Origin of the sequence: Gardnerella vaginalis 1500E (assembly GCF_000263595.1) — a bacterium.
In the GTDB taxonomy this organism is placed as follows: Bacteria; Actinomycetota; Actinomycetes; order Actinomycetales; family Bifidobacteriaceae; genus Bifidobacterium; species Bifidobacterium vaginale_E.
Window position 1 is genome coordinate 1 of the sequence record NZ_ADES01000010.1, and the last position, 26601, is coordinate 26601.

Annotated in this window: 18 protein-coding genes and 1 riboswitch; of the genes, 12 read left to right on the plus strand and 6 right to left on the minus strand. The window is 41.1% G+C overall.

The genetic code is table 11. The features are described 5' to 3' along the window. Window positions 1-15 precede the first annotated feature (15 nt). The gene (locus CGSMWGV1500E_RS03340; RefSeq protein ID WP_004127891.1) at window positions 16-984 is read right to left on the minus strand and encodes an MIP/aquaporin family protein; all 969 of its coding nucleotides are present in this window, start codon (window positions 982-984) and stop codon (window positions 16-18) included. 235 nt (window positions 985-1219) lie between these two features. Here CGSMWGV1500E_RS03340 and CGSMWGV1500E_RS03335 point away from each other — a divergent pair, with 235 nt between their 5' ends. The 7 genes from CGSMWGV1500E_RS03335 to CGSMWGV1500E_RS03305 all read left to right on the plus strand — a co-directional run bounded on the left by CGSMWGV1500E_RS03335 (window position 1220) and on the right by CGSMWGV1500E_RS03305 (window position 11228). Next, window positions 1220-1993 carry a pseudouridine synthase gene (locus tag CGSMWGV1500E_RS03335; RefSeq protein WP_004127892.1) on the plus strand — a complete coding sequence of 258 codons (774 nt, stop codon included), beginning with the start codon at window positions 1220-1222 and terminating at the stop codon, window positions 1991-1993. Beyond that, the gene (der, locus tag CGSMWGV1500E_RS03330; RefSeq protein WP_004127893.1) at window positions 1990-4182 is read left to right on the plus strand and encodes a bifunctional cytidylate kinase/GTPase Der; all 2193 of its coding nucleotides are present in this window, start codon (window positions 1990-1992) and stop codon (window positions 4180-4182) included. The genes CGSMWGV1500E_RS03335 and der overlap by 4 nt, the downstream gene beginning before the upstream one ends. A 58-nt stretch (window positions 4183-4240) precedes the next feature. Further along, on the plus strand, window positions 4241-6769 hold the full coding sequence (locus tag CGSMWGV1500E_RS03325; RefSeq protein ID WP_004127894.1) for a DEAD/DEAH box helicase: 2529 nt from the start codon (window positions 4241-4243) through the stop codon (window positions 6767-6769). A 77-nt stretch (window positions 6770-6846) separates the two neighbouring features. After that, window positions 6847-8241: a replication-associated recombination protein A gene (locus CGSMWGV1500E_RS03320; RefSeq protein WP_004127896.1), complete on the plus strand. Its 1395-nt coding sequence runs from the start codon at window positions 6847-6849 to the stop codon at window positions 8239-8241. Then, window positions 8228-9334, plus strand: a complete 1107-nt coding sequence (locus tag CGSMWGV1500E_RS03315; protein ID WP_004127898.1) for a hypothetical protein — start codon at window positions 8228-8230, stop codon at window positions 9332-9334. The genes CGSMWGV1500E_RS03320 and CGSMWGV1500E_RS03315 overlap by 14 nt, the downstream gene beginning before the upstream one ends. A gap of 138 nt (window positions 9335-9472) precedes the next feature. Beyond that, complete coding sequence (locus CGSMWGV1500E_RS03310) at window positions 9473-9970, plus strand: hypothetical protein (protein ID WP_004127902.1); 498 nt, start codon at window positions 9473-9475, stop codon at window positions 9968-9970. Between the two features lie 91 nt (window positions 9971-10061). Then, entirely contained in the window at window positions 10062-11228 is a 1167-nt protein-coding gene (locus CGSMWGV1500E_RS03305; RefSeq protein WP_032843478.1) for a hypothetical protein, read from the plus strand. 116 nt (window positions 11229-11344) lie between these two features. Here the strand turns inward: CGSMWGV1500E_RS03305 and CGSMWGV1500E_RS03300 are convergent, their stop codons facing one another. The 3 genes from CGSMWGV1500E_RS03300 to CGSMWGV1500E_RS03290 form a co-directional block, all read right to left on the minus strand. Then, a complete protein-coding gene (locus tag CGSMWGV1500E_RS03300; protein WP_004127908.1) occupies window positions 11345-11650 on the minus strand; it encodes a YhbY family RNA-binding protein in 306 nt (101 codons plus the stop codon). Between the two features lie 146 nt (window positions 11651-11796). Beyond that, a complete protein-coding gene (locus tag CGSMWGV1500E_RS03295; RefSeq protein WP_004127910.1) occupies window positions 11797-14112 on the minus strand; it encodes an energy-coupling factor transporter ATPase in 2316 nt (771 codons plus the stop codon). Between the two features lie 48 nt (window positions 14113-14160). Next, window positions 14161-14730: an ECF transporter S component gene (locus tag CGSMWGV1500E_RS03290; RefSeq protein ID WP_004127913.1), complete on the minus strand. Its 570-nt coding sequence runs from the start codon at window positions 14728-14730 to the stop codon at window positions 14161-14163. Window positions 14731-14736: 6 nt separating this feature from the next. Next, window positions 14737-14883: riboswitch (FMN riboswitch) on the minus strand. 72 nt (window positions 14884-14955) lie between these two features. On the opposite strand from CGSMWGV1500E_RS03290, the gene CGSMWGV1500E_RS03285 reads away from it, so the two are divergent. From CGSMWGV1500E_RS03285 to CGSMWGV1500E_RS03275, 3 genes are all read left to right on the plus strand, one after another. Next, a complete protein-coding gene (locus CGSMWGV1500E_RS03285; protein WP_004127916.1) occupies window positions 14956-15999 on the plus strand; it encodes a glycosyltransferase in 1044 nt (347 codons plus the stop codon). A gap of 118 nt (window positions 16000-16117) precedes the next feature. Next, window positions 16118-16894: a polyphosphate--glucose phosphotransferase gene (gene ppgK, locus CGSMWGV1500E_RS03280; protein ID WP_004127919.1), complete on the plus strand. Its 777-nt coding sequence runs from the start codon at window positions 16118-16120 to the stop codon at window positions 16892-16894. A gap of 99 nt (window positions 16895-16993) precedes the next feature. Then, a complete protein-coding gene (locus CGSMWGV1500E_RS03275) occupies window positions 16994-18184 on the plus strand; it encodes a pyridoxal phosphate-dependent aminotransferase (protein ID WP_004127922.1) in 1191 nt (396 codons plus the stop codon). Between the two features lie 18 nt (window positions 18185-18202). Here CGSMWGV1500E_RS03275 and CGSMWGV1500E_RS03270 read toward each other — a convergent pair whose 3' ends face one another. Together CGSMWGV1500E_RS03270 and CGSMWGV1500E_RS03265 are read right to left on the minus strand one after the other, a co-directional pair. Further along, window positions 18203-20416, minus strand: coding sequence for a hypothetical protein (locus tag CGSMWGV1500E_RS03270; protein WP_004127925.1), 2214 nt, complete (start codon window positions 20414-20416; stop codon window positions 18203-18205). A 56-nt stretch (window positions 20417-20472) separates the two neighbouring features. Continuing rightward, window positions 20473-22074: an ABC-F family ATP-binding cassette domain-containing protein gene (locus CGSMWGV1500E_RS03265; RefSeq protein WP_004127928.1), complete on the minus strand. Its 1602-nt coding sequence runs from the start codon at window positions 22072-22074 to the stop codon at window positions 20473-20475. A 213-nt stretch (window positions 22075-22287) separates the two neighbouring features. Between CGSMWGV1500E_RS03265 and uvrA the strand changes: the two genes are divergently transcribed. Together uvrA and uvrC are read left to right on the plus strand one after the other, a co-directional pair. After that, entirely contained in the window at window positions 22288-25248 is a 2961-nt protein-coding gene (uvrA, locus tag CGSMWGV1500E_RS03260) for an excinuclease ABC subunit UvrA (protein WP_004127930.1), read from the plus strand. 70 nt (window positions 25249-25318) lie between these two features. Continuing rightward, the coding region (uvrC, locus tag CGSMWGV1500E_RS03255; protein ID WP_004127933.1) for an excinuclease ABC subunit UvrC at window positions 25319-26601 on the plus strand (1283 nt) is incomplete at its 3' end.

Below are 26601 nucleotides of genomic sequence, written 5' to 3' on the forward strand. Positions count from 1 at the left end.
TACTATTTTCTATTACTATCTATAGTTTTCTTGAAAATTGCTCATGTTAGTAGCATCGCTCTGCATATTGTTAACGCTATTTGCTTCACTAAATCCAAAATTAGCTGAATTTTCATCATAATTTTGAATTGCTACTGGAGCTTGATTAGCGTTGTTTGCATGAGTGTAACCCGATTTTCTATTCTCAAGATTTGCAGAAGTGGTAAGTAATTTAGTAAGCAAAGTAACAAAACCAACAAGTGCTGCCGCAAAAATTGGAGCAATCCAGAAAACCCACAACTGAGTTAATGGCTTAACTTCAAGCTCTTTAAAGTTTGCAACAATTGCGATGCCTGTAGAACGTGCAGGATTAAGACCCGAACCTGTAACCAGGTAGGTAATAAGAGTTGCAGCTGCGTAAGCAATACCCATGTGAGTGGAATAGCCGCAATTGGTCTTGCCGTTATCTTTTGTGTAATTCATTGCTGTAGCAACAATTATTGCAACTGCAATTACTTCAACCAATAAGGCTGTAATAACGCCGAAGGAAGAGTTTACGCTTTTTAGCTGCGTTGCAGAAATAGAGCCTTGTTTGAAACCGTTTACAACAGGAGCGAACCAGTTAGCATCTTTCACCATTTTTGTTTGAGGCAAAATGAACACAAAAGCGCTCGCTGCAAAAATGGATCCAAGAACTTGCGCAATAATATAGCAAGGGCCTTCCAAATACGATGTGCGTCCTGTAAACATAGATGCAATAGTTACAGCAGGATTAAGTTGTCCGCCAGAAACTTTGGATGCAATAGAAATTGCTGCAGCATACGCAACGCCTGTTCCTACGGCAATCATAAGCAAATTAATGCCGTACATTGCTGTTGATAGTGAATAAAAAGTGTAAATTGTGAACATTAATAGCGCTGTAGCAATAAACTCGGTTGCTATTTTAATAACAAGTGGAGAGTCACTTTTAGCTTCTTTAGAAGTTGTTTCCGGTGCTTCAATCATAGTTTTCCTTACTTTAATACGTGTTGCTGTATAGTTTGCAACTTATTAAAACAACTGCTATAGTATCACGGCCATGCCATACGGTAGCATAGAAAAAGTGGTAATTTTCTTATTTATCACAATTGCGAAAGTAATAGAAAAATTATAGTAATAGAGAATTGTTTGATTTAGTGCTTAAAAATAACTTATTTGCGCATGTTTGTTAAACAATTCATGAGGTCACGTTGGGAGAACGATGCCAAACGCATATTCCCGCGCCAATCAGGCGCATTCAGATGACAAAAACGCCATTCGACTGCAGAAGCTGCTTGCTGAAGCGGGATTTGGTTCAAGACGCAAATGTGAGGAGATTATTCTCGATGGGCGTGTTGAAGTAGACGACGAATTGGTTACAACACTTGGTACTCGCGTAGATCCAAAGCGTCAGAAAGTGCGCGTTGATGGGTCTCGAGTAAAGTTCAACACGAAGCTTGTAACTCTCGCATTGCATAAGCCTAAGCGAGTTTTGAGCGCTATGGACGATCCTAAAGGTCGTTTTACTTTAAGGGATATTGTGGGAGACAAGTACGAGCGAATCTTCCACATGGGTCGCTTGGACTACGATTCGGAAGGTCTTATTCTAATGACCAACGATGGCGAGCTAAGCCAGCATGTTATGCACCCAAAGTATGAGGTTGAAAAAACTTATATTGCAACGCTTGAAGGCAAGATTAACGGCATGGTTTGCCGCCGCTTGGTTTCTCAAGGCGTAAATCTTGAAGATGGTTGGATTAAGTTCGACCGCTGCGCAATAATCGACCAGAATCACGACACAACCATGGTAAAAGTCGTGTTGCATTCTGGCAAGAATCGTATTGTGCGTAGGATTTTTGGAGCTGTTGGATTCCCTGTAAAGCGCTTGGTTCGTACGCAAATCGGCCCTATTAAATTAGGGGACTTAAAAGCTGGATCTTACCGTGTTCTTTCTCAAACAGAAGTGCGCTCGCTTTCTAAGGAGGTTGGCCTGTGATTTGTGTAGCAATTGATGGACCAGCAGGAGTAGGTAAATCTTCTACTTCTCGTGCTTTAGCGCAATACTACGGTTTTGCGTATTTAGATACGGGTGCAATGTATCGAGCTGCTGCATGGTGGTGCTTAAATCAGGGTATTGATTTAAGCACGCAAATTGAATTAGACAATGAAGGTCAGCCTGCAAATCCAGCTGATTTCGAACGCTTTAATCAGATTGTTGAAGCTGTTGGAGCATTATTTACTGAAAGTGACGCTGACTTTAGCGTGGATCCTAAAAATCCTGTGGTGACTGTCAAAGGTGAAGATATTAGCGAAGAACTGCGTTCCAGTGAAGTTTCGTCGCACGTATCTACTGTCTCTTCAATTCCTGCAGTCCGACGCATGCTTATTGCTGCTCAACGCGCGTATATTTCTGCTGAATCTGCAGATGATTCTTTCTCTAAAGGTGAGGGCATTGTTGCAGAAGGTCGCGATATTACTACTGTTGTGGCTCCTAATGCGCAAGTTCGCGTTCTTCTTACTGCAAGGGAAGAAGTTCGTCAAGCTCGCAGAAACAAGCAGGAAATTTCGCAAGAAAGTTTGCAAAATAATCAATCTTCTGAGGAAGATGATATTCGTGCTCGCGACGCTAAAGATGCTAAAGTTACGAGTTTTCTTCAGGCTGCTGATGGTGTTACAACGCTCGATAATTCAGATTTGACTTTTGAGCAGACTCTTGATGCGCTTGTTGAAATTGTCGATGCTGCTATTGAGCAGGACGAGTACGATCGTTACGCTGCAAATCTTGAAGGCTATGATCTTGACGATGAAGACCGCGCGCTGCTTAGCGGAGATTTAGCAGGCGAAGATGAATCGAAAGATACAAAAGCAGTTGGTGTAATCGCTGTTATTGGTAGACCAAACGTTGGAAAATCAACGCTTGTAAACCGTATTCTAGGTCACAGAGTTGCTGTTGTGGAGGATACTCCGGGCGTTACTAGAGATCGCGTAAGCTATGATGCTGAGTGGGCTGGAACTAATTTTAAGCTGGTTGACACTGGCGGCTGGGAAGCAGACGTTGAAGGAATTGATTCTTCTATTGCTCAGCAGGCGCAAATAGCAGTGCGTTTAAGCGACGCTGTAATTTTCCTTGTTGATGGTCAAGTTGGTTTAACAGCCACAGACGAGCGCATTGTTTCAATGCTCCGCGCTGCAGGAAAGCCTATAACATTGGCTGTTAACAAGGTTGACGATGCTAGAAGCGAGTACTTGACTGCAGAGTTTTGGAAGCTTGGAATGGGTGAGCCTCACGGAATTTCTGCAATGCACGGCAGAGGCGTTGGAGATTTGCTTGATGCAGCGCTCAATTCTTTGAAGAAAGCGAATAAAACTTCAGGATTCTTAACTCCGCAAGGTCTTCGTAGGGTTGCTTTAGTAGGCAGACCAAATGTTGGTAAGTCTTCGCTTTTGAACCATTTAGCTCACGAAGAGCGCGCTGTTGTAAACGACTTGGCTGGAACTACTCGTGACCCTGTTGATGAGGTTGTGCGAGTTGACGGCGAAGACTGGCTGTTTATTGATACTGCTGGTATTAAGCGCAGGCCTCATAAGCTTACTGGTGCAGAATACTATTCTTCGCTACGCACGCAGGCTGCGATTGAACGTTCGGAGCTTGCTTTGATTCTTTTCGATTCTTCCGTTCCTATTGCGGAGCAGGATCTAAAAGTTATGAGCCAAGCTGTTGACGCAGGTCGCGCAATCGTACTTGTGTTTAACAAGTGGGATTTGATGGACGAGTTTTCAAGGCAGCGCATGGAACGCTTGTGGAAGACTGAGTTTGAGCGCGTTACTTGGGCTGAGCGCGTAAATCTTTCTGCAAAAACAGGCTGGCATACGAATCGTCTTGCGCGCGCCATGCGAACAGCTTTAGATAGCTGGGATAAGCGTATTCCTACGGGTAAGCTTAACGCTTTCTTAGGTCGTATTCAGTCTGCTCATCCGCATCCTTTGCGAGGCGGCAAGCAAGCGCGAATCTTGTTTGCAACGCAAGCTTCTACGCGCCCGCCGCGTTTCGTAATATTCGCAACAGGCTTCTTAGAGCACGGATACCGTCGCTTTATTGAGCGATCTCTTCGCGAAGAGTTTGGATTCGAGGGAACTCCTATTCAAATCTCCGTAAAAGTGCGAGATAAAAAGAAGCGCAAATAGAGCGTAATTAGGTCGTAAGTAAAGTCACGATTAAAGCGTAAGTAAAGTAGGAGCGTATATGGCTGGATTAGGCGAGTTAGCTCTTGATTTGCATCATGCTAGCGAAGACGAGATTTTTCAAGCATTTGTTGATTGGGTTAAAGATAACAAACATGTAGATTTATGGCCGCATCAAGAAGAATCCGTTATGGATTTGCTTGCAGGAGACCACGTAATCTTAAACACTCCAACAGGTTCTGGAAAATCGCTAGTCGCGCTCGGCATGCATTTTGCAGCGCTAGCCACAGGCAGACGCTCCTACTATACTGCGCCAATTAAAGCACTTGTGTCCGAAAAATTCTTCGACCTAGTTGCGATTTTCGGGCGTGACAACGTTGGCATGATTACTGGCGACTCGCATATTAACGCTGATGCTCCAATAATCTGCTGCACTGCAGAAATCTTAGCAAACCAAGCGTTACGCGAAGGCGCAAATGCAGAAGTTGATTGCGTTGCAATGGACGAATTCCACTACTACGGAGACCCAGAGCGCGGGTGGGCTTGGCAAGTACCGCTACTTACGCTTCCAAACACGCAATTCTTACTTATGAGCGCAACTCTTGGAGACGTATCGGATATTGCAGAGCGCTTAGAAAAATCAACAAAAAGAAGCGTTGATATTATTGCTAACGCGCCAAGACCAATCCCACTTGAATACGAGTACACAGATAAGCCGCTTGCTGCAACTGTAGAACTCTTATTCAACAAGGGTTTAACGCCAATCTATGTAGTTCATTTTTCGCAAGACGCAGCTCTTGAAACAGCGCAAGCGCTCGCAAGTACGGGAGTTTCAAGCAAAGAGCAGCGAGATAAAATTGCTCAAGCAATTAAAGGCACAAAGTTTACTACAGGCTTTGGCAAAATTTTGCAAAGAATACTTAGAACCGGCGTTGGAGTGCATCACGCTGGTATGCTTCCACGCTACCGCAGGCTCGTAGAACAGCTGGCTCAACAAGGGCTGCTACCAGTTATTTGCGGCACAGACACTCTTGGTGTTGGTATTAATGTGCCAATTCATTCTGTTGTGCTTACGGCTCTTACAAAATTTGATGGGAATCGTAGTCGAAAACTTCGCGCTCGCGAGTTTCATCAAATTGCAGGCCGCGCAGGCAGAATGGGATTTGATACCGAAGGCTTAGTGGTTAGCGAGGCTCCAGAGTTCGAGATTGAAAACGCGCGAGCTATTGCAAAAGCTGGTAACGATCCTAAAAAGCTTAAAAAAGTTAAGCGTAAGAAGGCTCCAGAAGGCTTTGTAGTTTGGGGCGAGCCAACGTTTACTAAGCTTATTGAAAGCGCGCCGGAAACTTTAAATCCGCACATGGTTGTAACTCACTCAATGATTTTGAACGAAGTTACGCAAGGTGGAGATGCTAAAGCGCGTGTGCAAAAACTTATTGAAGATAGCGCGCAAAAGCCGCAAGATAAAGAAAAACTTCTTGAACGTTGCGACGATATTTTCCAAACTCTGCTCGATACTCAAGTGATTGAATGCATAGAGCGCGCGGACGGTTCTTGCGATTATGAGCTTGACGTTGCAATGCCTGAAGGCTTTGCGCTGGATCAGCCGCTTTCTCCGTTCTTGCTTGCTGCTTTGGAATTGTTAGATCCTGAGTCTCAAAGCTACGCACTTGACGTAATTTCTATGGTTGAAGCAACTCTGGATGATCCTAAGCCTGTGCTTCGTGCTCAAGAGCGCAAAGCTCGAGATGCTGCAATGGCTGGTATGAAAGACGATGGCATTGACTACGAGGAGCGCATGGAACGCTTGGCGGAAGTTAGCTATCCTAAGCCTCTTGAAGACTTGCTAACTCCTGCTTTTGCGCAGTATCGCAAGGACGTGCCGTGGGCAAACGACTACTGGATTAAGCCTAAATCTGTGCTTCGAGACATGGTTGAAACGGCTTCTGATTTTACTGGCTACATTTCTCGTTATGGCATTGCTAGAAGTGAGGGAACGCTTCTTCGCTACCTTTCGGACGCTTACCGTTCGCTCGCTCGCACTGTGCCAGAAGACATGCTTAACGAAGAATTGCGCGATATTATTTCGTGGCTTCGTCTTGTTGTGCGCTCTATTGATTCTAGTCTTGTTGACGAGTGGGAGAGTGCAGGAGGATCGGACGCTGAAGCTAATGCTGTAACTATGGCTGCGCCTGGAACTTCTGAATCTGTGGTTGAAGATCGCAGGGGTCTTATTGTACTTATTCGAAACGCAATGTTCCGACGTGTGCAACTTATGGATTTGGAAGATGCGGAAGCTTTAGGAGAGCTTGACAAGGCTTGGGGTTACGGCGTTCACGAGTGGAATGATGTGCTTGACGACTATTACGACGAGCATGAGTATGTTGGAATAGACGCCAAAGCTCGAAGCGGCGACTTGTTTATTCTTGACGATTCGCTAGAGAAGAGTGAGCACTCGTGGAAAGTGCGGCAGATTATAGACGATTCTGACGGGGATCATAATTGGGCTATTACTGGCATTGTTGATTTAGATACAACGCAAGATGAAGGCGAAGTTGTGTTCTTCGATTACCAAGTTTCGCACGTCTAGTGTTGTAAACTTGTTTTAGTTTGTAACCAACAACTAGAATCGAACGTTTGTTCTATACGTATTGTAAGCTGGTATTTATGGAGCAGGATTTATTTGCAGCAAGTAGCGCGCCTAGCGATGTAACGCGTCCGTTAGCTGTGCGCATGCGACCGAGCCGCATTGAAGACGTGTTGGGGCAAAATCACGCTCTAAAAGAAGGCTCTCCTTTGCGAAGGCTTGCGAATCCTCAGTCGAAAGGTTCTCTTACTGCTCCAAGTTCTGTTGTGCTCTTTGGCCCTCCAGGAGTCGGTAAAACTACTCTTGCATATATTGTTGCTCGCCAGTCTGGGCGAGTGTTTGAAGAGCTTTCTGCTGTAACTTCTGGTGTTAAAGACGTTCGTGCAGTGCTTGATCGTGCGCACGAGCGTTTAGTTAGCAAAGGCCAAGAAACAGTACTTTTTATTGACGAAGTTCACCGTTTTTCTAAATCGCAGCAAGATGCTCTGCTTCCAAGCGTAGAAAATCGCGACGTAACTTTTATTGGAGCTACTACCGAAAACCCAAGTTTTTCAATCATTAAACCGCTTCTTAGCAGATCAGTAGTAGTAAAACTTGAGTCGCTTAGTGTTGAAGATTTACACACGCTTATAGAGCGCGCAGTAACTAGCGAAAATGGGCTCAACAATCAGCTTAAAATTGACGAAGACGCAATAGATTCTATTATTCGCTTAAGCGGTGGAGACGCTCGCAAAACTCTTACTATTTTAGAAGCAGCAGCAGGAGCAATAACAGGAGATTGTGCATTGCAGCACGGCAAAAATAAGCCTGTTATTACTGCCGATATCGTTTATAACGTAATGGACACTACCACAGTTCGCTACGACAAAGATGGCGACGATCATTACGATGTGATTTCTGCTTTTATTAAATCGATGCGCGGAAGCGATGTTGACGCTTCATTGCACTATTTAGCGAGAATGCTTCGAGCTGGGGAAGACCCGCGTTTTATTGCAAGGAGAATTATGATTGCTGCTGCCGAAGAAGTTGGTATGGCAGCTCCACAAATTTTACAAGTAACTGTTGCAGCAGCTCAAGCTGTTGCTCTAATTGGCATGCCAGAAGCGCGCATTATTCTTTCGGAAGCTGTGATCGCTGTAGCAACCGCGCCTAAATCAAACGCAAGCTACAACGCTATTAATCAGGCTCTCAAAGACGTTGATGATGGAAATATTGGTCAAGTTCCTCTTCATTTGCGAAACGCTCCAACGAAACTAATGAAAAGCTGGGGAAACCACGAAGGATACCAGTATGCGCACGATTGCCCTGGAGCTGTAGCATCCCAACAGTACATGCCAGACGAACTTGTTGGCCGCGAATACTACCATCCAACGAATCGTGGCTACGAGCACGAGCTAACTCAACGCTTATCTCAAATCCGCACAATTCTTCATGAATCTAAAGAAAGTAGAGAAGTTGGCAATGAAGAAAAATAACGCTTTTTTGTATTATTGCGTATCAACCATTGTGCTTATTTGCATGCTCACAACATGGGTTGTGTATGTTCGCTTCACTGTAGACACAGTGCAAAACAGCGGTTTTTCGCTGAAAAATGTTATGAACAACAATGCTGTAACAGCTGTAATTGAACCAAATAAGTCAAATAATGCTCTTTCTTTAGCAGGTCGCGCTTATAAAAACGTGCTTGAAAATCTACACGGAAAATACAAGTTCAAAAATGTTCCAGATTCCTTCGGATATTACTATGACTTATGGGATTTTAATAATGATAAGATTCCAGAACTTATTGTAACTGCAAGAAAAAAATTATGTTACGATGAAAATAAGCCTCGTTTTACTAAAGTATTTTCTTTTGATGGCAAAAAAATTGTTGAATCGCAGTTAATTGAAGATTTAGGACCGTCTCGTGATGACGAATTTTCAGAAACATTAATGTACGATCATAATCACAATGGCATAGTTGTGTATTATGTATTTGATGCGCTTAAAGTTCGTCGTGATACTTATAAGCTTACTGAAGATTATAAGTTTAAATTAGATTCAAGTGTTGAAGATAATTCGGCAGATCCTAGCAATGTAGGCGATCTTGATGCAATGTTTGTTGATGTTAAAAATCTTAAGCCTGTAGACAATCTAATTAATAATATGACTCTTAGTGAAAAAGAGAAGAAACACAATAAGTATATTCAAGATTTACGAGATGATGGATACACCATTCTTACCGGCAATGTTCAAGAGATGAATATTGACGAAGTAAAGCAAACAGCACCGCCGGATGCGATTTTAGATGATTATTCTTATTATTTCGTCAACGATTCAAAAATTGTTTACACAGTAAATATGCCATACAAAACCATCATAACTGTTGGAGTTGATGGCAAAGGTACGCCAGTTCCCGACACATACGTTTACAAACGTTTCTTTGTTAGTCCTAAAGCCGGAGAAATGAAAGATTATGTAGGAAAGAACGTAACCATAGCAGTTAAAAAGGCTACTTCAATATGCTTTTGCTTAGAACCAAGTTACGATGACCCTAGTTACAACTCTCTAAAAATCATTACAGACTAAACGTAAACTGAAGGTTTACGCGTTATCAAATCGTGCAACTAGAATCATACGTAAGAATTTCATTTAAGAGAGATTGATCAATTCGAAATCTAAGTCAGTGATGCTTATTTTGTATCATATTTGAGATGGAGGTTTATTATGAGTAAAGCTAAAAGTTACTTTTGGGGATTTGTTGTTTTTGTTATAATAGCCGGTTTATTCTATTGCGTTCAGCACAATGGATCTTTTAGTGGCGTGCGAAATGCTCTTAATATAAAGCCAGATCTTAACGCTATTAGCGAAAAGTGCAATCTGCCAATAAAGCATAGCTATGCTCTTGGTGGAGCTAAAGCGATTGTAAAAGTTGGAACAGGCGATGATTTTGAAAAAGATGCGTCATGCGTTCTCAACGAGTTTCCGTCCGCTGAAAAAAATCATAAAAAATTAGAGAATATACTTTACAAAAATGGTAGCCCCTTCGATATGAGTGATGACAATCATATTTTTATTGTTGGCGACCCATGTTCTGTAATAATTTTCCCAACTACTGCTGGCGATGTGATGATTGTTGGAGATGCTAGTAATCTTTCCCACATTGACAACAACTCGCTTATGGCAGGTTTAATGAAAGATGTTTCTTCCAATTACGGTGAATGAGTTACGCATAAAACATATAACACATATAAAACCTACGTTTTAGTAAAAACAAGTATAGTGCTACAACTTGGCGAAAGTAGAGATGTTTGCAATGAAGAAAAATAATGCTTTTTTGTATTATTGCGTATCAACCATTGTGCTTATTTGCATGCTCACAACATGGGTTGTGTATGTTCGCTTTGTTGCCGACACTGTACAAAACAGCGGTTTTTCGCTGAATCATGTTGCCAGTAGTACCATAAGTGCTATCACAAAACCGCATACTCGCAGTGCTGACGATATTCTTTCTCAAGCTGGTAAAGAATACAAAAAGGTGCTTGAAAATTCATCGTATGTTTCAAATAATATCCCACAAGATTCAAAATACTATTATGACTTGTGGGATATTGATAACGATACTATCCCAGAAATGGTTATTATTTCTGCAGATGAATTTAATAGTAATACTACTAAGCATATTAAAGTATTTTCATTTAAGAATGGCAAGTTAGTTAAATATCCAGAAATTATAGATAATGCGCATGATGAAAATGAGAATTCAGGAACAATATATTTTGATCCGCACCATAAAGGAATTGTAATTCTGCGCGCTATTGAGAAAAATTCTCCTGATGTTTTTCCATGGAGTAAAACAATCTATAAGCTAAATGAAGGCAACTTTACCAATACTCGGTCAATTGTTTATCACCCATTAGATAAAGATAATACATACGATCCAGTTCCTGGCACTGGTGAGATAAGTAAATTATTACATCCAACTTTTGTGTCAGTTGATGATTTTACTGATATTAATATGATGATTAATGCTAAAAACTTGACTCAAGCTCAGCGTAAGCATAATAAGCTTGTTCAATTTTGGCGCGAGAAAGGTTATCAAGTATTTACTGGAACTGTAAAAATATTAAATGTTGATGAAGCATATGATTTTCCTGGAACTACACCAAATAATACTGGTAAGAAAGACAATGTTCTAGAAGAAAATAAAGATAATATTTATACGGTATTAGTATTAGATAGGAAGATGTCTGTTGGAGGATACTGTAATGGTACGGATTGTGGAGTAAGACAAACGTTCAACTCTCTTAATAATATCTTGGTTACTATGAAGATTTCTAAATCAAATGAAAGCAATAGGTTTGAAAAATATAATAACAAAAAAATTACTATTGCTGCTCAATATGGGGGTGATGGATCAAATTGGCTAGATCTTCCAGCAGGTCAGTCAACAGTTAGTGGCGTACAAATCATTGACAAATAGCAAGCTACTATAAAATTAAGCTCCATGAATGTTGAACCGCCTCAGCAGTTTTTCAATCATGGAGCATTTTTTATTTACGAACTATCGCAAAAATATAAAAATATTAAGAGAGAGTTTTATTCACGCACAAGCATAATGTGTTCAACGCTGTCTAGTGTAGAGACGCGGAACAATACAAAGCGATTGCCGATTACTTGCACAACTTCGGCACCGAGTTTTTCTGCAAGAGCAACAGCTGCTTCTTTAGCGCTTAAGCCGGAACCATCTTGCACAGCGCACTTCATAAGTTCGTGATACTGCATGGTTTCGTCTGCTTGCTTTACGGCTGCATCAGTAATATCGTTCTTGCCAACGTACAAAAGTGGGCTTAGCGTATTAGCAAGCGCGCGAAGCTGCTTAGTCTGCTTTTTTGTCAATGCCATAAGGCGTCCTTTCAAATGCAAGTTTAATCAAGCTCAATCAAACAAAAGTATTGCATAAATTACATAAGTGCTTAACGGATTATACAGTATCTTGCGAATTATTTCATACAAAAATTGCAACATGCGTATTTTGTTCTATATAACATTTATAAACTCATTGCAATAATTGCGCTAACAAAACCAACGGCCACAACTAATAGCAGAACATCTTTTGCGCTAACTTTTAACGTGTGCAAATGAGACCTTGTTGCGCTTGGCGTGTAGCAGCGTGTGTCAAGCGCTAAAGAAAGTGTTTCTGAGTGGCGAATAACGCCTGCAAAAGCAGGAACAATAAGCGAAGAAATTGCGTGGATTCGTTTGCAAATTGAGCCGTCTAGTATGCTTCCGCCTCTAGCGGTTTGAGCGTGCGCAACTTCTACTGCCTCGTTAGAAAGCGTTGGCAAAAATCGCAATGCTAGGCTCATAATAAGCGATATTTCCTGCGTTGGTATTCCAATAGTTTTAAGTGGTGAAAGCAAAGACGTGCAGGCTTCGGTTAGCACTGTTGGGCTTATTGTAATAACTAATATTGCGCCAATAATAATTACAAGCGAGAATCGTGTGGCAAATAGTATTGCGCAATGAATGCCGTCGTTCGTTACAATAATTGGCCCAAGTTTGCAAAGTATTTTGCCTGTGCGAACGGCAAGAATATTTAGTAATCCCGAAAAAGTAAATACTGCAATAAGCATGTGTAGTGAAGAAATTAGTTTTATGAATGGTATTTTTGCGGCAATGATTAGACACAGTGTGGCAAAAGCAAGAACAGCTAACTGCGTGTAATGAGTAATGCTAAAAGCGCTTAGCATGAGCATAAAGCAGGATAGAAGCGTTATTCTAGGATCAAAAGAGCTAAGTAGTGAGGTTGATTTTTCTTGCGTAATCGTTTCTTGCTTAATTTTTTCTTGTGATGACTTCTTTTTATCTTCTAAACTTTCACTATTTTTTGTTTTTAATGTTACTAATCTTGCGCCTAAAGCTTTTACCTCATGAATATTATGCGTAATAACAACAATTGTTACGCCTTGATTATTAAGTTCGCAAAGAATTTGTAATAAACGCGATGCTGCTTCAAAATCTAATCCTGCTGTTGGCTCATCAAGCACAAGCACTCGCGGTTTAAAAGCAAGAACTCCTGCTATTGCCACAAGACGCTGTTGGCCTCCGGAAAGAGAAAAAGGTGATTTTTCAGCCAAATCTTCAAGATTAAGCAGCCTCAACGTTTCATCTACGCGTTCTTTAAGAGCGTCTCCTTTTAGACCAAAATTTTTAGGACCGTAAGCAACATCTTCGCGCACAGTATTAGCAAAAAGCTGCTGCTCTGGAAGCTGCATAACGTAGCCAATAGTTTTGCGCAAGTTTTGACGATCCGCTTTAGAAGTTTTTCCACTAACAGGTATTTTTTCTACGATTATAGAGCCAGATTCTGCTTTTAACAGTCCGCACAAAGCTTTAGCTAGAGTGGATTTTCCGCAGCCGTTTTCGCCCATTATTGCAACTATTTCACCTTCATTTACGTCAAGTGAATAGTCGTTAATTGCAGCTGTAGATTTATTATCGTATTTAACGGTTAAGTGTGATATTGAAATTGCTTTATTTGCATGCGTGCTATCGTTTATATTTTCGTTTCGCTTCGGGTAATTATTAATATTTTCCTGCGATTTTTTTGAAAGACTAGATTTAGAATTGTTTAAATATGATTCAAGTTTTTCTAAACAAATTTCGTGAAGCACTCCATTTTCTAGCAGAAGTATGCGATCTGCATTCTTGCATTCGTCAATTCTATGCGTAATCTGCACAATACTCGTGCCGCTTTTATGCAAATCATCAAATAATGTGTCAACGTTTTCTCGAGATTTAGAGTCGAGCATAGAAGTAGGCTCATCTAGCACAAGTAGCTTTGACTGCATTGCAATAGAGCCTGCTAAAGCAACTTTCTGCATTTGTCCGCCACTCATAAGACTCGGGTTAGAAAGTCTATGATTTTGCATGTGAACAGCTTCTAAAGCATTGTTAACTAGTTTTCGCATTTTATGCTGTTCTACGTTTAAATTTTCTAGTCCAAAAGCAACATCATCTTCAGTAACAGTAGTAACAATCTGATCTTCTGGACTTTGGAACAGAGCACCAATAAGCTTTCGCGCATTTTTGTAAGCGTCAGCATAAGCAGTAGTATTTTCAAAAACTTTTTCGCCGCACAATTTAACATAGCCTCTATCTGGAGCTGCTAAACCTGCAATAATTTTTGCCAAAGTTGATTTACCAGAACCGTTTTTGCCCACAATAGCTACGCGCTCGCCAGGATTAATTGTAAGACTTAAATTATTAAGCGTCCAAGTTTTTCCATCATCGTAGCTGAAGCAAATATTTCGCAACTCTACTAGAGTATTGTTTTCAACTGCGCAATTTTGAGCTTTGTTCATACTACTGCTTGTGCTGGTATTTTGCATAGTTTATGCCGTTTAGAAGATTTACTTGCTGTGGTGAAGTAGTTTAGAAACTGGTTTATAAGCAAGCATTGTTACTACAACGTGAAGCGCAAGTTTAATAATATTAAACGGTAGCAGTGCTGGAATAATAAGAGCCGCAACTTGCGAAACAGTCATGTGAGCGTAAAGAGGAGTAATAACAAGATTTCCCGCTATTGCGAGCGCAATAGCAACAATAGAGCCTGCCGAAAGTGCAATGATTGCGCCTTTTTTGGTATGCATTTTTTTGTATAAGATTGCTGCTGTAACGCTAGCTCCTAAAGATACTAGCACTGCCATAACTGTGCCCAGTGGATTGGTAAATAAGTGTGGTGCAAAGCCGAGTATGCTTACGATTGCTGCCGCTGAAGGCCCGTATGCGAATCCTGCTACGAGGCACACGATTCCTGAAGGATCGTATTTTAGGAATGAAAAGTCTGGAATTAGTGGAAATTCTATGAAACTCACAGCCATTGAAAGTGCCACAAATAGAGCATATTTTGCGATTTTTTCGCTAGACCAGCTAGAGTTTTTTGCATAAGTTTGATGATTATTTGTATTAGAAATACCCATGATGGGACTCCGTTTCTTTCATCCGGACTGTAACCGTTGGCTTCGGAATTTAACCGAATCAGCAGCTTTTACACCGCTCGCGGGCTTCAAAAAGGTATAAAACACGTATTTTGTTACCGCCAGTAAGGATTTTCACCTTCCCTGAAACTGACTATTCTTTTGTATCTCATGCTAAGAACATTGTTGTAATAATTGTGTGGCGAGGGTAGGTGCGAGAATACAAGTATGAGCAATATGGGAACAAAGAAAATTGTTAACAGCAAAGCCAATAGCGTATGTAAGAGTATTGATAAGCTTGCTGTTGTTGTGGTCACTTATAAGCGTCAGGAACTTTTGGATAATTTGTTCCATTCTTTTGAATGTTTGAACGAGTGTCCTTGGCGAATTGTTGTTGTTGACAATGAGTGCAGCGATAAAACTCGCGAAATGGTTTCTGGTCTTGAAACTGATTTAACTAATCGTTGGGGTAAGGCAGAAAAAGACGATGAGGGCAATTGTTCTCACGTTGTTTATGCTCCGCAGGATGAGAATCTTGGTGGCGCCGGCGGTTTTAGCGCTGGCGTAAAGAAGGCTTATGAGCTTGGTGCTAAGTGGTTCTGGGTTATGGATGATGATGTTGAAACAGTGCCTGAGTCTATTGAGCGTCTTGCTCCTTGGACTAAGCGTCATGCTGTTGTTCAAGGAAGTCGTTTAGATTACGACGGCGGTAATTTCTACTGGCAGTACGATTTTTTGGTTCCTCTTGGTATACCGAATCCTATTGCGCCTTCAGCTTTTGGTAATGCGGGTTATCGTGTGATGAACACAATGTGTTTCGAGGGTGGTTTAATTCGTCGAGATATTGTTGAAAAGATAGGCTTTCCGGATTCTCGCTACTTTATTTACTGGGATGATACTACTTACGGGTATCTTGCTAGTAAGGTTACGAATCCTATTGTTGTGCCGGATATTATTCTTCGTCGCACTCGCGATATTCCAAATTGGGATATTGCAGGAGTTCGACAGCTAAACTCAACTTCAGATATGAATCGTTACCATATTATGCGAAATCGTGGGTTTATGGCCCGCTACTTTATGGTTCATGGTGATTTTCATCCGTTTATGTTTGCACTTGGAACTGCTTTAACTGCTGCTAAAGAGATTATTCGTCTGTTGGCTGTTGATCGTGAGCATATTCTTTCTGGTATTTGGAAATTATTTACCGGTTGGCTTGCTTCTAGGAAGATTTTGCACGACGGAACGTGGAAACCTATGCCTTCTTTGAAGTAAAAATAAAGCAGAAGTGAAGTAGAAGTTAGCAATCAGCAAGCGTGTCGCAATAAATATACGATACAATATTTGTGAATATCTTGTTATCAGCACACATTCAGAGGGGAGTGTTAGTGAGATGATTGACACTGCACAAGCATTTGGCGTCGATATTGGTGGTTCTGGAATTAAGGCTGCTCCAGTGAATTTGGAAAAGGGCGAGTTTGCAGAGCCTCGTTATAAGATTCTCACTCCTGCAGTTTCTACGCCTCAGGCGGTTGCGGATATTGTTCGTCAGCAGCTTGAGCATTTTGAAGTTCCTGCAGATGTTCCTGTTGGAATCGCTTTCCCTGCTCCGATTAAGCCAGGCAAGAAGCTTGATTTTATGGCAAATCTTGACCAGTCTTGGATTGGTGTTGACGTTACTGAAGTCTTTAGTGAGGCTTGCGGTCGTCCAGTAACAGTTGTAAACGATGCTGACGCTGCTGGTTTAGCTGAACAGAAGTTTGGTGCCGCTAAAGATAAGGATGGCTTAGTTATTGCTACAACGCTTGGAACTGGTATTGGTACAGCTTTGATTTACAATGGCGTACTTATTCCAAACACTGAGCTTGGTCATATTCAGCTTGAAAAAGGTAAGGGAGATGCTGAAAAGTATGCTGCTTCTTCCGTTCGTGAAAAGCTTGATATGGGTTACAAGAAGTGGGCTAAGCGCTTAACTAAGTACTATGGTTTGATGGAAAAGTACTTCAACCCTGATTTGTTTGTTGTTGGTGGTGGAGTTAGCCGCGTAAGTGAAAAATTCCTTCCACATATTGATATTAAGACTCCTATTGTGGTTGCAACTTTGCATAATGAGGCTGGAATTATTGGTGCAGCTTATTATGCAATGCAGAAGAATCAGCAACAGGACTAAATATTAATAAATAGTAATAATTTATTTGTTGTTGTTTTAAGCTGGGTGCAGGTTTAATCTGTTGCCCAGCTTTTTTATACCAGGTGTTAGGGTTGTTACGTGCGATTTTCTTCAAGAGTAGACGTAAGCGAGCCAAATCCTATTATTTTAGCGCAGAGAAAAGCTGTGGCTCGAGGCATAAAGCTTACTAAATTAAACGATTCTAATCCTACTGTTCACTCTCTTGCACCTAAATGTTTATCTGAAAGTTATGCTGCAAATCCTAGAGGACCTATTGAATCTCGAAAACTGTTAGCAGACTTTATTAATAAGCGCGATAATCGCACTAATACTTCTACTCCTTCAAAGCTTAATCCGGATCAGCTTTACTTACTTTCTTCAACATCTCAAGCTTACGCATGGCTTATGATGCTTCTTTGTGATGCGGGAGATGCTGTTATTGGTCCTACTCCTGGGTACCCGCTTATTGAGTCGATTGCGCGTTTGCAATGCGTGAACGCAATACCGTATCCTTTGCATTACGACGGTTCTTGGACTATTGATTTGCCTCGCGTAAAAGAGCTGCTTGAAGATAAGTCTTTGCGCATTAAAGCACTTGTGCTTATTAATCCGAATAATCCTACCGGCTCTTATGTAAAAAGTGAGGAGCGTAAAGAATTATTGCAATTATGTCATGATAATTATGTTGCAATAATTGCTGACGAAGTTTTTTACGATTATTATCTTGAGCCTTTTGAAACAAACGCTAGGCTCGCTGGAGAATCATCTACTCTCGTGTTTGCGCTTGATGGTTTTTCTAAAATGCTTGCAGCTCCTCACGCAAAAGTTGGGTGGATTGAAGTTTCAGGTCCTAAAGATGATGTTTACGAGGCTCAAAAAAGGCTTGATGTTATTGCAGACGACTTTTTGCCGATTGGAACAACGGTTTCTAAGCACATACCCGAGTTGTTAGAGTATGCTTCTTCGCAGACTCAAAAGGTTCGTAACAGGGTTAGTAAAAATCTTAAAACTCTTCGCGAAACTTTAGCATCCTGGCCTAATTGTTGTGTTAGCGCTTTGCGCGCAGAAGGCGGTTGGAATATTTTATTGCGCGTTCCATCATGCATTGATGACGATGTGTTAGCGTTGCGTTTAATACAAGATTATTGCTTGGTTTCTCAGCCAGGATACTATTTTGACATGCCAGTAAATGGGTATCTTGCTCTTTCTTTGCTGCCGGAAGAATCTCAGTTTATTGTAGGTTTGAAATCACTTTTAAAAACTGTTGATACTCTTCTTTGTGAAGAATAGTTTTACTAAAGACTTTTATTAAAATAGCGTAAGCCAGGAGCGAACCAAATACCATAAGTCTGGGTTAAAACGAAGTGTGCTATCTTCACGACCCGTAACAAACCAGCTGAGTGCTGCAATAATAATCGACACAAAAAGTAGTGTTATTACAACAAAACGTATGCTGTATGAAATAGTTTTTTTCTGCCAACAATCGTCTTTTTGAACAGAAGCAGCATGCTCTAAAAGTAAAGTTACGCCAACTACCGCAGTAATTGCAAAAGTCCACGCGAAATCTGCAATATATCTCCAACCAATTCCTGCTTTAAGACTGTCAAAAACAATAAGAAATACGCCAATTATTAAAGAAGTTATAGAAATATTCCACGAAATCTTGTGCAAGCAGCGTTTTCTCATAGCTAAAGCCGCAAAAGACGAAACTAATGCGAGAGGAGAAAGCACGAACATTCCGCCAATCATAGGCTCAGCATACTGCCATCTGTCAAAAGCAACAGGCTGAATGCCAATCCAAGGGAAAGTTGGAATTAAACGTAAAGGTAGAGCAATATAGCTAAGAATAGACGGCAGAATATTTTGCGATGGCAAACGCATAGTTGTCATATCTGTAATAGTGATTTGATACTCGTTGCCAAAATTTAATGGTGAACCAAATCGCAAAAGATTATACACGCCAAATGGAATTGCAGTAATTACTGCTGGAAGAATCCAAGCTGTAGCATAGAGCAAAGGAATTCTCCAATATTCAGCTTTCTTCCAATCTTTACTAAAATCGTTAAACGATTTTTTCAAAATAGGGTATAGCACAGGAATTGCAAATAAGACTGCTATCACAAAAGTAGGTCTGCAACCTAAGTTAAGCGCTATAAAGAACGATCCCAAAGCAATATTTCTAAAAGAATTAGTTTTACTATTACCGAATGCGCCCAAATAAAACCATAATCCTAAAGATGTGAAAAATAGTGAAGCTGCCATTGGAACGGAATAGAAAGATGTTCTAAACCACAAGTAAACCGTGTTTGCGCTAATAAAGAACAGTGCTAAAGAAATTGATACGGTTCCTAAAGAAGCATTTTTTACAGTATTCTCAATTATGCGAATAACAAGTAAAGATCCTGCAATAAGAAAAGCAATAAGAAACACGAATGTTGCAACAGTAGTTGGAAGCATTGCTCCGCCTGGAATCCAAATACTTGTAATAAGACGGTAAGGCAAAAACAGTAGTACTGCTGGAAGAATACCAAAATACGAATACCAGTGCCCCTTATAGTATGCGTAATCCCAGTACATGTGAGGAACTGAATGATTAAGAAGATTATTCCTAGCCATAGGATCATACGGGTTTGGCAAGGTGGTTAATTCGTGAGGAACAGGAAGATTAAGATGAACCTGCCCTTTTGCAAGAGCGTCAGCAGTATGAGCATACTGGTCGAAATCGTAAGCGTAATTTCCAGGCGAATCAAAATGCATTGGTGTAGCATTGCGCAAATTCCAAATAATTGTTGCAAGTGCAATGATTATAAAAGGCATCCATGATGCGAATAAGTAGAATCGTTGAGAAATGCTACTTGTGTTGAGTTTAATTTTCCAAAGCTTAGACCAAGGATTCCATAAAGCTATAAGTATTGCAAAAACAATTAGTATGCTTACGCGTCCCCAAGACCAGCTAAAAGGCGCTCTAACATTAGCTCTAGCATCCTCAACATCAAGTATTGCTCCAGCTGGATGTTGAAGCCATACTCTAACTACGCACGGTTGATCAACTACTTCTTCAGGAATGCTAAGTAGGGAAGCGTTAAGCGCTCGAGGATTTGTGCTTTGCGGTTTGCTTAAATATTTATTAGCTTCAACACGCGTGTGAATATCGTCTATAATTTGCTGCTTTTTATAAAGCTTATTTTTAATGCTAGAAGGTTGAAGACGAATATAAGGCGAGCTTCCATCTGAAATAACCTCTAAGTATGCTTCGGAAGGGTCTGTTATAAGAAGACCGCCTGATTTAAGACGTTTAACGCCGCTTCCTAAAGAATTGTGAACAGATGCGCTATCCGTACTTCCTGTAACACTGCTCCAAAATGGAATGTTTCCAATAGAACATTCAAATAGTGTAATTATAAGCAAAACAAGAAGTGGAATGTGTAAAAAACGCCATGTGCAGCGCATAATGCGACTGTGAGTTTGCCTGCTAGTATGCGAAATAGTATTGCTAGAATCTTGCGGCAAGTTTTTAAGCATGGACGTTGTAATCACCACATAACCATTCTATTTCAAAGTTTCGAGCATTTTTCTAACTATTCTTCAGCAACCAAGTCAAGATATTCGTCGTTCCACAAATCTTCGTCGCCGTCAGGCATAAGAAGAACACGCTCAGGGCGCAAAGCTTCAACAGCACCCTCGTCGTGTGTGACTAGCACAATTGCGCCCTCATACTTAGATATAGCTTTTAAAATCTCGTCACGAGACGCAGGATCCAAGTTGTTAGTAGGCTCATCGAGAAGCAGTACGTTAGCTTGCGAAGTAACAAGTGTTGCGAGCGCAAGACGCGTTTTTTCGCCGCCGGAAAGCACTTTAGCCGGCTTCATTGCGTCATCACCAGAAAACAGGAAGCTGCCAAGCATAGAACGTGCTTGTGTGTCATCTAGGTTTGGAGCAACGTGCTGAAGGTTTTCAAGAACTGTAGCGTCTAAATCCAAAGTGTCGTGTTCCTGGGCAAAATAGCCGATTTTGCAGCCGTGACCGTACTGAACTTCTCCAGTGTCTGCCGTTTCTTCTCCTGCTAGAATGCGCAAAGTTGTGGTTTTTCCAGCACCGTTGTAACCCAAAATAACAACCCTAGAACCTTTGTCTATTGCAAGATTAATTCCAGCGAAAACAATGTTAGAACCGTATGCTTTAGAAATATCCTTTGCCATAATTGGTGTGCGACCGCATGGGGATGGTTCTGGGAAGCGAATGTCTGCAACTTTTTCGCGGCTTTGAGCTTCGCTGGTTTCACTAAGTAAACGTTCTGCTCTGCGCATCATGTTTTGAGCTGCTACTGCTTTTGTGGCTTTTGCGTGCAGACGAATACCTTGCTTCATAAGGCGTTCTGCCTTCTTTTCGGCGACTTCGCGCTCGCGGCGGCGGCGTTCCTCGTCTACTACTCGCTGATGCAAGTATGCTTTCCAACCCATTGAATACATGTCTATTTGGGCGAGTTGAGCATCCAAATGCCAAACTTTGTTTACTACTTCGTCAAGTAGTTCCGTTGAGTGGGAAATAACAAGGAAGCCGCCTTCGAAACGTTTCAAATAATTACGCAACCAAATAATTGAGTCGGCGTCCAAATGGTTCGTAGGCTCATCGAGAATAAGAGTGTCGGCGTCAGAAAACAGAATTCGCGCAAGTTCGATGCGTCTGCGCTGTCCGCCGGAAAGAGTGCCAAGAGTCTGCTGCATAACTTCTTGAGGTAGTCCCAAGCTTGTTGCCATTGAAATTGCTTCAGACTGTACTGCGTAACCGCCTGCTTTTTCAAAATCTTGCATAGCTTTGTCGTAGCGGTTCATAGCTTTAGTCATTACGTCCGGGTCTGGATCGGTCATTTCTTTTTCTGCTTTGCGAATCCTAGACACAATGGAAGAAATATCTCGAGCACTCATAATGCGATCAATTACGCTTTGCTCAGGGTCTGCTGCGTGAGTATCCTGAGGCAAATATCCTAGGCCTCCGCTTACTCTAACGGATCCTCCTGCTGGAAGCATATCTCCAGTAATTACTCGAGTAAGAGTTGTTTTGCCTGCGCCGTTTCTACCGACTAAACCGATTTTGTCTCCCTTTGTAACGTGAAAATCGGTAGGGTTTAACAGCGTGCGCGCACCAATTTGAATGGTTAATGCTTGTGCGTCAATAGGCATAGTTTATAATCCGTTCCCCAAAAATTAGGCTTTATTTTATGTGTAATAAGTAAAGTATTGCCAAACTCACTATTGTACCGTGTGCTAGTAACGAATATGTGATTATAAGTTAGCAAAATACTTTAGTTTTTCGAACACTTGTTCTAAATGTAATTTTATAGTATAGTGGTTTGTTAATAGTTGGGGAGTGTTAATGGGGTTAAAAGTGGAGGTATGCGTTTGAATCAGCAAGTAAGTAAGCAGTCTGATGCTTTGCAAGCATTACTAGATAACACTACGTTTTCTTCGCATGACGGAAAAATAATATCGGATTTGTCTAAAGTGCCTTCTGAATGGAAAATCACTATTCAAGGAGCGCGCGAGCATAATCTTAAAAACGTGAGCTTGTCTATTCCTCGAAATCGAATGGTTGTTTTTACTGGTCTTTCTGGATCTGGTAAATCCTCTTTAGCTTTTGACACGCTTTTTGCAGAAGGTCAACGACGTTATGTTGAGTCGCTTAGTGCATACGCTCGCCAATTTTTGGGGCGTATGGATAAGCCGGATGTTGATTTTATTGAAGGGTTAAGTCCGGCGGTTTCTATTGACCAAAAAACTACTAATAGAAACCCTCGTTCTACAGTTGGAACAATTACTGAAATATACGATTATTTACGATTGCTGTTTGCTAGGGTTGGAGTTCCTCACTGCCCTGAGTGTGGTGAGTTGGTAAGTGCACAAACTCCTCAACAAATGACAGACGCTTTGCTTTCTAAGCCAGAGCGTACGCGTCTGCAAATTTTATCTCCTGTTGTTAGAGGTAGAAAAGGAGAGTTTAAAGATACGCTTGAATTGTTGCGTTCAGACGGTTACGCGCGAGCAATTATTGACGGTCAAATGCATGAACTTTCTGAAGATATTACTCTTGAAAAACAAAAGAAACACAATATTGAAGTAGTAATTGATCGAATAGTCATAAAAGAAGGCATTCGCGTTCGTTTAACAGACTCAATCGAAACAGCATTAAAACTTTCTAAAGGTGTTATGGTTGCTGATTTTGTTGACGAGCCAGAAAACTCTCCAAACAGGCGCCAATCATTTTCCGAGCACAGGTCTTGCCCTAATAATCACAAGCTAGATCTTGAAGAAATTGAACCTAGAACATTTTCGTTTAACGCACCGTACGGAGCGTGCTCAGAATGTTCCGGAATTGGCTACAAGCTTGAAATTGACCCTGAGCTTGTTATACCAGATTCAGACAAATCTCTTTCTCAAGGAGCTATTGAACCTTGGGCAATGAATAAGTCTGCAGGAATGTATTATCAGCACGTACTTTCAGGTCTTTCTAAAGACATGGGCTTTAGTATGAATACGCCTTGGAAAAATCTTCCAGAAGACGTACAGCATGCAATAATGTACGGACATGATTTTAGCGTAAAAGTCTCGTACAAAAACAGGTGGGGAAGGCAGCGCGAATATTCTACAGGATTCGAAGGAGTTGTGCGAACGCTTATGCGAAAGCATGACGAAACTGATTCGGATCAAATGCGCCAATACTACGAGTCGTACATGCGCGAAGTTCCATGCCAAAAATGCCATGGAAAACGCTTACGTCCAGAAGTTCTTGCAGTTACAGTTGCAAATACTTCAATATCTGAAATATGTGATATGCCAGTTGAGCGCAGCCTAGCATGGGTTAATGAGCTGCATTTAGAAGGATCTAAAGCACTTATTGCAGGAGAAGTATTAAAAGAAATCCGTGCACGACTTGGCTTCTTAAACGACGTAGGATTAAACTACTTAACTCTTTCAAGAGCTGCAAAAACATTATCAGGCGGCGAAGCACAACGAATCCGCCTAGCTACACAAATAGGCTCAGGATTAGTTGGAGTTATGTACGTGCTTGACGAACCATCTATTGGACTTCATCAGCGAGATAACGAGCGACTGATTGCAACATTGCATCATTTAAGAAACCTAGGAAACACTCTTATTGTTGTAGAACATGATGAAGAAACAATTCGCGAAGCAGATTGGTTAGTTGACATTGGTCCAGAAGCAGGAGAACACGGCGGAGAAGTAGTGTACTCCGGTCCTGCAGCAAATATTGTGAAAGCAAAACGTTCGATTACAGGCGACTATATTTCAAGAAGACGAATAATTGAAGTGCCAAAAAATCGTCGCTTAATTAACCCAGACCGAATGCTACATGTTATTGGAGCTCAGGAGCATAATCTTAAAAATATAGACGTTAACATACCTTTGGGAGTATTTACTTGCATCACAGGAGTATCGGGATCTGGAAAATCAACACTAATTAACTCAATTTTGTACCCTGTTCTTGCAAACAAACTAAACGGCGCTCGCATAGTTCCTGGAAAACACAAGCGTGTGGAAGGATTGGAATATTGCGATAAAGTAGTTCATGTTGATCAAAACCCTATTGGTCGAACCCCACGTTCTAATCCTGCAACCTACACTGGCGTGTGGGATAAAATTCGCACACTTTTTGCTCAAACTCCTGAAGCAAAAGTTAGAGGCTACGGTCCTGGAAGATTCTCATTCAATGTTAAAGGTGGCCGTTGTGAAGCCTGCCATGGTGACGGCACCTTAAAAATTGAGATGAACTTCCTGCCAGATGTGTATGTAGAATGCGAAGTTTGTCACGGAAAACGCTACAATCGTGAAACATTGGAAGTTACTTATAACGGAAAGTCAGTTTCTGACGTTCTTGACATGCCAATTTCAGAAGCTGCAGTATTTTTCAAAGCATACCCGTCTATTGCACGCTACTTGGATACTTTGGTTCAAGTTGGATTAGGTTATATTCGTTTAGGCCAAAGCGCGCCGACTCTTTCCGGTGGAGAATCTCAGCGCGTAAAACTTGCTACAGAATTGCAACGAAGGTCAACTGGCAAAACAGTGTATATTCTCGACGAGCCTACTACTGGATTACATTTTGAGGATGTTAGAAAGTTGTTGAATGTTTTGCAATCGTTGGTAGATAAAGGCAATAGTGTTATTGTTATTGAGCATAATCTCGATGTTGTAAAGTCTGCTGATTGGATTATTGATTTAGGTCCTGAAGGTGGAGATTCTGGCGGAACAGTTGTTGCGGAAGGAAGTCCTGAAACTGTTTCACTATGTGAGGCAAGTTGGACTGGTAAATTCCTTAAACCAATGTTAAATTCGTAAAATTAAATTCGCATATTGTGCGTAAAGCTTAAAATGATTGTTCATATTTTGTGCTTGAAAGGAGGTGAAAATGCAGAATAATAATCTTAATAAGAATTTGCATAAACCAGATAACTTGCAAGAATTAGATCAAATGAAAGCGAACGAAAAATGGCGAAAAACGCAATCATTTGAAGATGAACATTATCTCGAAAATTCAGAAAATTCAGAAAATTCAGAAAATGCTAGCGAAAAAGTAAATGCTTTTGGAGCTCCATTATTGGGGGATAGTCGAGACTTGTTCCGTCCAGCGGCTAAAGATATTCCAGCGCAACCTGGAGTATACAAGTGGCGTGATGCAGATGGTCGAGTAATTTATGTTGGAAAAGCAAAAAATTTGCGAAATCGTTTAGCAAATTATTTTCAGCCACTTTACCAATTGCATCCTCGCACGCAATCAATGGTACTTGCAGCTAGGAGCTTGGAGTGGACTGTTGTTGCTACAGAATTTGAGGCGCTTACTCTTGAATACACTTGGATTAAAGCTTTCGACCCGCGTTTTAATGTTGTTTTTCGAGATGATAAAACTTACCCTTATGTTGCGGTATCTGTAGGAGAAACATTTCCTAGAGTGTGGATTACTCGAAATCGTTCCGCAAGAAACGCTAGATATTTTGGACCATATGCAAAAGTTTGGCCATTGCGTCACAGCTTAGATTTGCTTATTAAAACTTTTCCTGTTAGAACATGCTCGCCTGCGGTTTTTAATAAGGCTCATAGAACAGGGAGACCATGTTTGCTCGCCTCGATTGGTAAATGTTCGGCTCCATGCGTTGGAAATATTAAACCGGATGAGCATCGTTATTTAGTTGAGCGCCTAGTTGGGGTTCTTACTGGAAGCGTAGGCTCATCTTATATTTCTCAAATAACTCGTGAAATGAAGCAAGCTAGCGAAGAGCTAGAATTTGAGCGTGCTGCTAAATTGCGTGACGAAATTTCAGTATTAAGCACTGTTTTACAACAAAATTCAGCTGTTTTTGACGACGATGTGGAAGCTGACGTATTCGGTTTTTGTACCGATGAGCTTGAAGCTTCAATTCACGCATTCTTTGTTCGTTCTGGAATGATTCGCGGCGAGCGCAATTGGTCTGTTGAGCGCAATGAGCAAATAACTGATGGTGAACTTTTAGCGGATTTAATTACGCATGTTTATGCAGAATATGAACATAATGTTTTTAATGGTAAGAATACTTCTATAAGTATTAAGAAGATTCGAGATGCTGTTAGTGATACGCAAAAAGCTACTGCAACTGATGTAATATTGCGAGCTCAAGCAACTAGAGAGCGTAGAGAGCGCCAAGAAACTACGGGGCG

Coding starts and splice junctions, on each gene's coding strand:
- CGSMWGV1500E_RS03265 (WP_004127928.1), bottom strand. CDS start 22,074: ATGCCTATTGACGCACAAGCATTAACCATTCAAATTGGTGCGCGCACG.
- CGSMWGV1500E_RS03325 (WP_004127894.1), top strand. CDS start 4,241: ATGGCTGGATTAGGCGAGTTAGCTCTTGATTTGCATCATGCTAGCGAA.
- CGSMWGV1500E_RS03285 (WP_004127916.1), top strand. CDS start 14,956: ATGAGCAATATGGGAACAAAGAAAATTGTTAACAGCAAAGCCAATAGC.
- CGSMWGV1500E_RS03295 (WP_004127910.1), bottom strand. CDS start 14,112: ATGAACAAAGCTCAAAATTGCGCAGTTGAAAACAATACTCTAGTAGAG.
- CGSMWGV1500E_RS03335 (WP_004127892.1), top strand. CDS start 1,220: ATGCCAAACGCATATTCCCGCGCCAATCAGGCGCATTCAGATGACAAA.
- CGSMWGV1500E_RS03270 (WP_004127925.1), bottom strand. CDS start 20,416: ATGCTTAAAAACTTGCCGCAAGATTCTAGCAATACTATTTCGCATACT.
- uvrA (WP_004127930.1), top strand. CDS start 22,288: ATGCGTTTGAATCAGCAAGTAAGTAAGCAGTCTGATGCTTTGCAAGCA.
- CGSMWGV1500E_RS03310 (WP_004127902.1), top strand. CDS start 9,473: ATGAGTAAAGCTAAAAGTTACTTTTGGGGATTTGTTGTTTTTGTTATA.
- CGSMWGV1500E_RS03340 (WP_004127891.1), bottom strand. CDS start 984: ATGATTGAAGCACCGGAAACAACTTCTAAAGAAGCTAAAAGTGACTCT.
- CGSMWGV1500E_RS03315 (WP_004127898.1), top strand. CDS start 8,228: ATGAAGAAAAATAACGCTTTTTTGTATTATTGCGTATCAACCATTGTG.
- CGSMWGV1500E_RS03300 (WP_004127908.1), bottom strand. CDS start 11,650: ATGGCATTGACAAAAAAGCAGACTAAGCAGCTTCGCGCGCTTGCTAAT.
- CGSMWGV1500E_RS03320 (WP_004127896.1), top strand. CDS start 6,847: ATGGAGCAGGATTTATTTGCAGCAAGTAGCGCGCCTAGCGATGTAACG.
- ppgK (WP_004127919.1), top strand. CDS start 16,118: ATGATTGACACTGCACAAGCATTTGGCGTCGATATTGGTGGTTCTGGA.
- CGSMWGV1500E_RS03290 (WP_004127913.1), bottom strand. CDS start 14,730: ATGGGTATTTCTAATACAAATAATCATCAAACTTATGCAAAAAACTCT.
- CGSMWGV1500E_RS03305 (WP_032843478.1), top strand. CDS start 10,062: ATGAAGAAAAATAATGCTTTTTTGTATTATTGCGTATCAACCATTGTG.